This window comes from Dietzia sp. Cai40 (assembly GCF_014145165.1).
Taxonomy (GTDB): domain Bacteria; phylum Actinomycetota; class Actinomycetes; order Mycobacteriales; family Mycobacteriaceae; genus Dietzia; species Dietzia natronolimnaea.
Genome location: NZ_JAALEB010000142.1, coordinates 1 through 8,434, shown reverse-complemented (window position 1 = coordinate 8,434; position 8,434 = coordinate 1). Strand labels below are relative to the sequence as shown.

The window sequence follows — 8,434 nt, the reverse complement described above, 5'->3', positions numbered from 1 at the left end:
CGTCGGCGACCTCATGGTGGGGTGGATGCTGCTCCGCGAGGCGACGGTGGCGTCGGTCCGACTGGCCGACGCGACGGGCGACGACCACGACTTCTACACCGGCAAGGTCGTCGTGGCCGGCCACTTCGCGCGGGCCCACCTGCCGCAGGTCGCCGCCGCCCGCGCCACCATCGAGGCCCTGGACCTGGACGTCATGCGGATGCCGGAGGGCGCCTTCTAGATCCGGCCCGCGGGGTCCGGGCTCACCTCGCCGTCGCCGGCCCGTCGGTCTCGCCGGGCTCGTCGGGCTCGCCGGCCCGGCGGCCCGGCGGTCTCGTCGACAAGAGCGTTCCGCACACATCCGCCGAGAGCGGGTGCGCGGAACGCTCTTCTCGATGGGGTGATGGACTCGACGGGGCTTCCGGGCCGGGGGTCGCTCAGCGCCCGGTGGTGAGCACGATCTTGCCGACCGCGCCACGGCCGTCCATGAGCTCGAGGGCCTCGGTGGCCTTGTCCAGCGGGAACTCCGCACCGACGAGCGGGTCGAGCTTCCCGGCGGCCAGCAGCGGCTCCACCTCGGTCCACTGCTTCTGCAGGTAACCGGGGTTGCTCATCCAGTACTCGCCCCAGCCCACCCCGACGGCGCTCTTGTTCCCGAGCAGCAGTCGGTTGACCTTGACCGTGGGGATCTCGCCGCCGGTGAACCCGATCACGAGGATCCGGCCCTCCTGTCCGAGGGACCGGATGGAGTCGGTGAAGCGGTCACCGCCCACGGGGTCGACGACGATGTCGACACCCTTCCCGCCGGTGAGCTCCTTCACCGCGTCCTTGAACCCCTCCGGCGCGATGGCGTCGGACGCGCCTGCCTTGAGTGCCAGTTCCCGCTTGTCCCCGGTGGAGGCCACCGCGATCACGCGGGCGCCGGACGCGACGGCGAACTGCGTGGCGGCGATCCCGATCCCGCCACCCGCGCCGTGCACGAGAACCGTCTCCCCGGGCTGGAGCCGGCCGCGGTGCGCCAGCGCGAAGTGCACGGTCAGGACGTTCATGGGGATGGACGCCCCCTGGGCGAAGGTCAACGAGTCGGGCAGCCGGAACACCTGTGAGGGCTCGGTGGAGACCACTTCGGCGAATCCGCCGAGGCCGGGAAAGGCGCACACGCGGTCGCCGGCGGCGAAACCGGATCCCTCGGGAGCGGAGCGGACCACGCCGGCCACCTCCGAGCCGGGGACGAAGGGCAGCGGGGGCGACATCTGGTACTTCCCGCGGGTCTGGAGCACCTCGGGGAAGGTCACCCCTGCGGCGTGGACGTCGATGAGGACCGCTCCCGGCTCCGGTTCTGGGAGGTCGACCACCTCGAGGGCGGCGGGTCCGTCATGGGATGAGATGTGGATGGCACGCATGGACCCATAGTGTCAGCCCGGACACCCGCCTCGCCGGGACAGGGCCGACCGGGTCACGGGTCAGAGGACCCGGTTACACGGGTCGGTGGGCCCGGGTTCACGGGTCGGTGGGCCCGGGTTCACGGGTCGGTGGGCACCGGCGGGGTCGGATCGGCCGTCTCCGGGCGGCGGCGCAGGAGATGGAGTGCGAGCCCCACGGCCACCACGACCTGCCCCACCTGGAAGGCCAGCGCCATCACGATGAACTCCCGCCCGAACGTGGTCGGCAGGACCAGGAGCAACGCGCAGATGCCCAACAGCGCGACAGTGAGGATCTGGCCCCCGGCCAGGAACCGTCGCGGGCTGGTGACCAGGCGGCCGCGGGAGAGCAACAGTACCGAGTTCAGTGCCACGAGCAGGCACACCGGCACCCCGATCTGCGCGGGGAACAGGAACAGGATCACGAAGAGTGGGTGCGAACTCAGGGTGACGGTGCCGGTCGCCAGGAACTGCGGGACGCTCCACAACGCGGTGAGAAGTGCGCAGGACACCGTGATCCACGAGCCGCCCACCAGGATTCGCACCGGTCGAGGATAGCCGTGCCGCCCCCGGCGCGGTGCCCCGCCCACCCGGTGGGCGACCGGTCCCCGCCGGGTCACCCGCGCGTCACTCCCTGGTCAGTGCCTCACCGATGGGTGTCTCGCCGTCGGAGAACTCGATCGTGCGACCGATGGTGTCCGGCCGTCGCAGGACGGCCGCCGTGACGGCGGCCACGACGTCCCGGCTCGTGGCCCGGTCGTCCCGCTTGTCGGCGCCCACGCCGATCGTCTCCCCGCCGGCGTCGTCGGTGAGCATCCCCGGACCGAGGATCGTCCACTGCAGGTCGGACTCCCGGAGATGGGCATCCGCGGCGGCCTTGGCCTGGGCGTACGGGAAGAACGGATCGTCCTCGGGCACTCCGTGGTCGGTGCGGGCCCCGTCATAGGAGATCATGACGTACCTCTCGACCCCCTCCTCCGCGGAGGCGTCCATGGAGCGGATCGCCGCGTCGCGGTCGACCGCGTAGGTGCGGTCGGCGCACCCGCCACCGGCGCCGGCGGCCCACACCACGGAGCCGCTGTCGCGCAGCACCTCCCGCAGGCCGTCCACGTCGAGTGTCTCGACATCCGCGACGACGGGCGTCGCGCCCACCTCGCGGATGTCGTCGGCCTGGTCCGGATTGCGGATGACGGAGTTGACCTGGGCACCCGCCTCCGACAGGATCCGGGCGGCGCGGAGGGCGACCTTGCCGTGGCCGCCGATGATGGTCACAGGGCGTTCGATACTCATGGCCTCCGTTGTACTCCTCCGCCCCGCTCCGTGCGCCTCCTCGGTGGCGCGGCGCGGGACCGTGGCCGGCACCCCGCCATCCGAGACGCTCCTCACGTTTCGGGGGCGTCCCGGCCCGATCCGGTCACAACTCCACAACGACACGCCGGATGCGCCCGTGTGGGTTCGCGTCGTGTCGGACCCGACGTGCATCATGTGCACATAAGCCGGTACTCACCGGTACACCCTCAGTTCTGCCTCGGAGTCACGCATGTCCTTGTCCCGGTCCGGGTACCTCTCGCGCTCGGCGGCGCAGGTCCCCCTCGTCATCCTCGCCGGGCTACTGGCCCTCCTGCTCATCGCGACCGGATGCACCATCCCCGTCCCCACCGGTTCGGCCGGGGAGACCACCCCGAGTGAGACGTCTCAGGCACCGGAGCCGGCGACCCTCCGGATCACCCCGGCCGACGGGGCGACGGACGTCGCCGTGGTGGACGGCGTCCGGGCCCGGGTCGAGAACGGTTCCCTGACCGAGGTGGTCCTCACCAACGACGCGGGCAAGGAGATCGAGGGCGAGTTGTCGCGGGACGCGACCTCGTGGGAGCCGGCGGTCACCCTCGGGTACGGGCGCACCTACACCCTGGACGTCACCTATCGGGGTGCGACGGGCGGCCCGAGGACCGACACGCGCACGTTCACCATGGCCAATCCTCAGGCCATCATCAGCCCCACCCTGGTCACCCCGGGCGGTGGCGCACTGGAGTCGGGCCGGGAGTACGGCGTCGGGATCATCGTGGGCGCCAGATTCGATCAGCCGGTGGCCGACCGCGCCACCGTGGAGAAGCACATGACGGTCACCACCGAGCCCGCCGTCGAGGGCAACTGGTTCTGGCTCGACGACACCACCGCGCACTGGCGCCCGAGGGACTACTACGCCACCGGCACCCGGGTCCACGTGGACCTGGACACCGAGGGCCGGAACCTCGGCGGCGGCCAGTGGGGCGGAGAGGGCGCGGAGGTGGACTTCACCATCGGTGACCGACGGGTGGCCATCGCCGACGACGTCACCAAGACGGTCTCGGTGTTCCACAACCAGGAGCTGGTCAAGACCATGCCCACGTCGATGGGCAAGGGCGGGTGGGCGACCTACAACGGTGTGAGCATGCACTTCTGGACCCAGCGGGGCGTCTACACGGTCCTCGACAAGGCCAGCTCGGTGCTCATGGACTCGTCGACCTACGGTCTGCCGCTGGACGTCGGCTACAAGGTGACCGTCGACCACGGGGTCCGTCTCACCAACGAGGGCATCTACTTCCACGCCCTCGCCTCGTCGATGTGGGCCCAGGGCAACACCAACGTCTCGCACGGATGCCTCAACCTCTCCCCGGACGACGCGTCCTGGTACTTCGACCAGGCGGTCGCCGGGGACATCGTCGAGGTCCGCAACACCGGCGGCCCGGAGCAGGGGATCTGGCAGAACGGCGACTGGGCTGTCCCGTGGAGCACCTGGCAGAAGGGTTCCGCCGACTGAGGGGCCGGTCGACACCGTTGCCGGTCGGATGGTCGGCACGCTAATTTTGCCCGATGGAGCCCCGCACACCCCGGACCCGCCTGCCCGGAGTCTCGATCGGCCACTGGACGGACCCGTCGGCGATGACGGGGTGCACGGTGGTGCTCCTCCCCGAGGGGGCGGTGGCCTCACGAGAGGTGCGCGGTGGCGCCCCGGCGACCCGCGACCTCGACGCACTCGCCCCCGACAAGGCCGTGACCTCGATAGACGCGGTCCTCCTCACCGGCGGATCGGCGTTCGGCCTGGCCGCCGCCGAGGGGGTGATGCGGTTCCTCGAGGAGGCCGGGCGGGGCGTGCCCACTCCCGGTGGACGCGTCCCGATCGTGCCGACCCTGGCGCTGTTCGACCTCGGGGTCGGCGACCCGAAGGTCCGGCCGACGGCGGAGGACGGCTACTCCGCCGCGGTCGCGGCGAGCGGGCCGCGGTTCGAGGTGGGGCAGCTCGGTGCGGGGACCGGGGCGTTCACGTCGCAGTGGCGCGGGGTGGAGAACCTCCGTGCGGGCGGGATCCGGTACGCGGAGAGCACACTGGGCGACCTGGTCGTGGGGGCGCTGTGCGCGGTGAACGCCTACGGGGACGTCGACCCGGGCGGCACCGAGGTCGACCTCGACAGTGTCGCGAACCTGGTCCCGCCGTTCGACTACACCTCCGATCGGGTCCACACCACCATCGGAGTGGTGATGACCAACGCGAGGTTGGACAAGACCGCGTGCTTCGTCGTCGCACAGGGCGCCCACGACGGGCTCGCCCGGGCGCTGACTCCGCCGCACACCCGGTACGACGGTGACGGTTTCGTCGCCGTGGCCACCGGCGAGGTGGCCGCCGACGTCGACACGGTCCGCCTGATGGCGCTGGACGCCGTCTCCCGGGCGATACGCTCCGCCGGCCACTGACACGCCCGGCGACGCCACACGCCGGAACGGAGTCGACATTTCCGGCGATGGGCGGGACAATCGGTAGTCACCCCGGGCACCGGCCCGTGGGCGACCCCGACGAAAGCGCAGGAGCACCTCCAGTGAGCCGAGCCGATACACCGGCCCGATCTATCAGCCCCCTTCTCGGAAGGGGGAACACCGGATGAGCATCGCGCTCTCACTACTCGTCGGAGTCGTGGTGGTCCTGGCGATCACCGCGCTCACGGGCTACTTCGTGGCCCAGGAGTTCGCGTTCATGGCCGTCGACCGCTCCCGGATGGGGGCCGCGGCGGAGAAGGGCGACCCGGCGGCGGCACGCGTCCTCGGCGTGACCAGACGAACATCCTTCATGCTCTCGGGCGCCCAGCTCGGTATCACCGTCACCACCCTGGTCGTCGGTTACGTGGCCGAACCGCTCATCGGCCGCTCGATCGGCGAACTCCTCGGCCTGGCGTCCGTGCCGCAGGGAGTCGGCGTGGTGGTCGGCACGGTGCTGGCACTGCTCTTCTCGACGGTCGTGCAGATGATCTTCGGCGAGTTGGTGCCCAAGAACCTGGCCATCGCCAAGCCGGAGCCGGTCGCACGCTGGCTGGCCCGGTCCACCACGATCTACCTCGCTCTGTTCGGCTGGCTCATCGGTCTGTTCGACAAGGCGTCCGAGGCGCTGCTCAAGGCCGTCGGTATCGAGCCGGTGCATGACAAGGAGCACTCCGCCACCGCCCGCGACCTGGAGCACATCGTCGCCGAGTCCGAAGAGACCGGCGAGTTGTCCGAGGAGCTCAGCGACCTGTTGGACAGGATGCTCGACTTCCCCGGACAACCCGCCGAGCACGCCATGATCCCGCGGAGCCGCACCGATGTGGTCCGCGCGGAGGACACGGTCAACGAGGTCCTGTCCAAGATGGCCACCGGCCACACCCGCTACCCGGTCGTCGGCGACGACTCCGACGACGTGATCGGCATCGTGGACCTCCACGACCTGCTCTCGGTGTGCGACGACGACCAGGCCGATCTCACCGCGGTGTCCGCCCTGATGCGCGCGCCGATCATCGTGCCCACCTCCCTGCCCCTGCCGGAGGTGGCCGCCCGCCTGAGCGCCGAGAAGTCGGAGATGGCCGTGGTGGTGGACGAGTACGGCGGCTTCGCCGGCGTCGTGACGATGGAGGACATGGCAGAGGAGATCGTCGGCGAGATCGCGGACGAGCACGATCCCCAGCTCGCCGCCGGGACCCCGGTCAGCGAGGGTCTGGGCTGGCTCCTGTCCGGCGACACCCATCTCGACGAGGTGGAACGCCTGCTCGAGATCACCCTGCCCGAGGTGGACGCCGAGACGCTCGGCGGGCTGGTGGTCGAGACGACCGGTGACCTGCCCGAGCTGGGCGACCGTGTCGACATCCCCCTTCCCGACACGGACGTGTTGGAGGAGTTCTCCGCGGACCGGGTCCTCCGGACCGAGGTGCGCCGGATCGAACGACGCGTGCCGGCCGAACTGCACGTCGTGGTCGAGGAGGCCGCGCGATGAACCCCACCACCACCCTGCTCGCCGCCGAGGCCGGATCGGGCCTCATGAGCAACCCGCTCGTCGTGGTGCTCGCCACGATCGTCCTCATCGCGGCGTCCGCGTTCTTCGTCGCCGTCGAGTTCTCGCTGATCTCCGCGCGTCGCCACCGCCTCGAGGACGCGGCGGCGTCGAGCGCCTCCGCCCGGGCCGCCCTGCGCAACGCCTCCGAGCTCACGCTCCTGCTGGCGGGATCCCAACTCGGGATCACGCTGTGCGCACTGGCGCTCGGCTCCATCACCAAGCCCGCTGTCCACCACTGGCTCACCCCGGTGTTCGCCGGCTGGGGCCTGCCCTACTGGACGGCCGACGTCATCGCGTTCGTCATCGCCCTGCTCATCGTCACGTTCCTGCACCTCGTGGTGGGCGAGATGGCTCCCAAGTCGTGGTCCATCACGCACCCCGAGTACTCGGCCACGCTGTTGGCGATACCGATGCGGGGCTTCCTCTGGATCACCCGCCCGCTGCTGGTGATGCTCAACACCCTCGCCAACCGGATCCTCCACCGGATCGGGGTGGAGACCCGCGACGAGGTGGCCTCCGGGCAGGACGCCGACTCCCTGCGGGAGCTCGTGCGCCACTCCGGTGAGGCCGGCACGCTCGACGACACCCACCACCGGCAGCTGCTCAACGCACTGGAGCTGCAGGAGCTCACCGTGGGTGACCTGCTGGGCGAGCGCGGCGTGGACACCCCCGCCGCCCCGGAGGAGATGTCCTCGGTCGACGTGGACGCCTCGCCCGAGGAGATCCGCGAGACGGCCCGCCGCACCGGTCACCTGCGCCTGCTGGTGATGGACAGCGACACCGCGGTGGGCGTGGTGCACGCGCGGGACGCGATCAACATCCAGGCGGCGGCCACGGCGAGGGAGCTCATGCGGCCGAGCCTGTCCCTCGAGCACGATCTCTCGGTGGCCGAGGCGTTCCGCCGGATGCGTGAGGCGCGGGCACACCTCGTCGTCGTCGAACAATCCGGCGGCCACCCCGGCACCCACGTCTCCGAGGTCAGGGGGGTCCTCACGCTGGACGACGTGGTGCGGCGCCTCCTGCCCGTGACCTCCGTGTAGGCCGGGGGCCTGTGGGCCGGGGGCTGCCGGCCGGGGGGGTCGGGGGCCTGCCGGCCGGGGTCAGAACAGCCCGATCACCCTGAGCAGGCCCCACAGCGCGAGCCCGGCCATGCCGATCAACACCAGCAGCATCAGACCCACCGCGCCGACCGCGCGGAGCAGGTAGCCGCGGGCGTCGGTGTCCACGCGCCTGCCCTCGGCGATGGTCCGGTCCACCAGGCGCAGGTTCTTGGACGTGGCCTTGTGCGCGGCGTCCGCCACGTCGCCCACGAAGGGGATCACGCCGAGCACCGCGTCGACGAGGTAGTTCCAGCCCATCCGGAACAGGATGTGGACGGGGACCCGGTTGCGGATCGCCTCGGCCAACACCGCGGCCGCGACCACGGTCCCCAGCGCGTCCCCCACGACGGGCACCAGACCGATCACCGGGTCCAGCCCCATGCGGTACCTGGTGCCCGGTATCCGCACCAGGTCGTCCATGACGCGCGCGAGGCCGGATGTCACGGGGGACGAGGCGGTCCGCACCACCTCGGGAGCGGGCCGCCCCGCCGCCACGGGATCGATCACCGGGTACCGCACCGGGTCGGGTCGACTGCTGGTCATGGGGGCCGAGCCTACGGGGACGGGGGCGCCTCGCCACCGCGGCCCGGCGGCGGCCC

9 protein-coding genes are annotated in these 8,434 nt (G+C 71.3%); 5 read left to right on the top strand and 4 right to left on the bottom strand.

Annotated features, from left to right (window positions below):
* A partial coding sequence (locus tag G6022_RS06260; RefSeq protein ID WP_182691190.1) for an acyl-CoA dehydrogenase C-terminal domain-containing protein occupies positions 1-220 on the top strand: 220 nt, incomplete at its 5' end.
* A gap of 196 nt (positions 221-416) precedes the next feature.
* Here the strand turns inward: G6022_RS06260 and G6022_RS06255 are convergent.
* The 3 genes from G6022_RS06255 to G6022_RS06245 form a co-directional block, all read right to left on the bottom strand.
* Positions 417-1,382, bottom strand: coding sequence for an NADPH:quinone oxidoreductase family protein (locus tag G6022_RS06255; RefSeq protein ID WP_182610165.1), 966 nt, complete (start codon positions 1,380-1,382; stop codon positions 417-419).
* Positions 1,383-1,501: 119 nt separating this feature from the next.
* Positions 1,502-1,945, bottom strand: a complete 444-nt coding sequence (locus tag G6022_RS06250; RefSeq protein WP_182610166.1) for a hypothetical protein — start codon at positions 1,943-1,945, stop codon at positions 1,502-1,504.
* An 82-nt stretch (positions 1,946-2,027) separates the two neighbouring features.
* Positions 2,028-2,690, bottom strand: a complete 663-nt coding sequence (locus tag G6022_RS06245; protein WP_182610167.1) for an NAD(P)H-binding protein — start codon at positions 2,688-2,690, stop codon at positions 2,028-2,030.
* 250 nt (positions 2,691-2,940) lie between these two features.
* Here G6022_RS06245 and G6022_RS06240 point away from each other — a divergent pair, with 250 nt between their 5' ends.
* From G6022_RS06240 to G6022_RS06225, 4 genes are all read left to right on the top strand, one after another.
* Positions 2,941-4,200, top strand: coding sequence for an Ig-like domain-containing protein (locus tag G6022_RS06240; RefSeq protein ID WP_182610168.1), 1,260 nt, complete (start codon positions 2,941-2,943; stop codon positions 4,198-4,200).
* A 53-nt stretch (positions 4,201-4,253) separates the two neighbouring features.
* Positions 4,254-5,132: a P1 family peptidase gene (locus tag G6022_RS06235; protein ID WP_182610169.1), complete on the top strand. Its 879-nt coding sequence runs from the start codon at positions 4,254-4,256 to the stop codon at positions 5,130-5,132.
* A 184-nt stretch (positions 5,133-5,316) separates the two neighbouring features.
* Entirely contained in the window at positions 5,317-6,675 is a 1,359-nt protein-coding gene (locus tag G6022_RS06230) for a hemolysin family protein (protein WP_179523670.1), read from the top strand.
* Entirely contained in the window at positions 6,672-7,775 is a 1,104-nt protein-coding gene (locus G6022_RS06225) for a hemolysin family protein (RefSeq protein ID WP_241730556.1), read from the top strand. Before G6022_RS06230 ends, G6022_RS06225 begins: the two co-directional genes overlap by 4 nt.
* A gap of 60 nt (positions 7,776-7,835) precedes the next feature.
* On the opposite strand, the gene G6022_RS06220 is transcribed toward G6022_RS06225, so the two are convergent.
* Complete coding sequence (locus tag G6022_RS06220) at positions 7,836-8,378, bottom strand: DUF4112 domain-containing protein (RefSeq protein ID WP_241731081.1); 543 nt, start codon at positions 8,376-8,378, stop codon at positions 7,836-7,838.
* Positions 8,379-8,434: the final 56 nt, after the last annotated feature.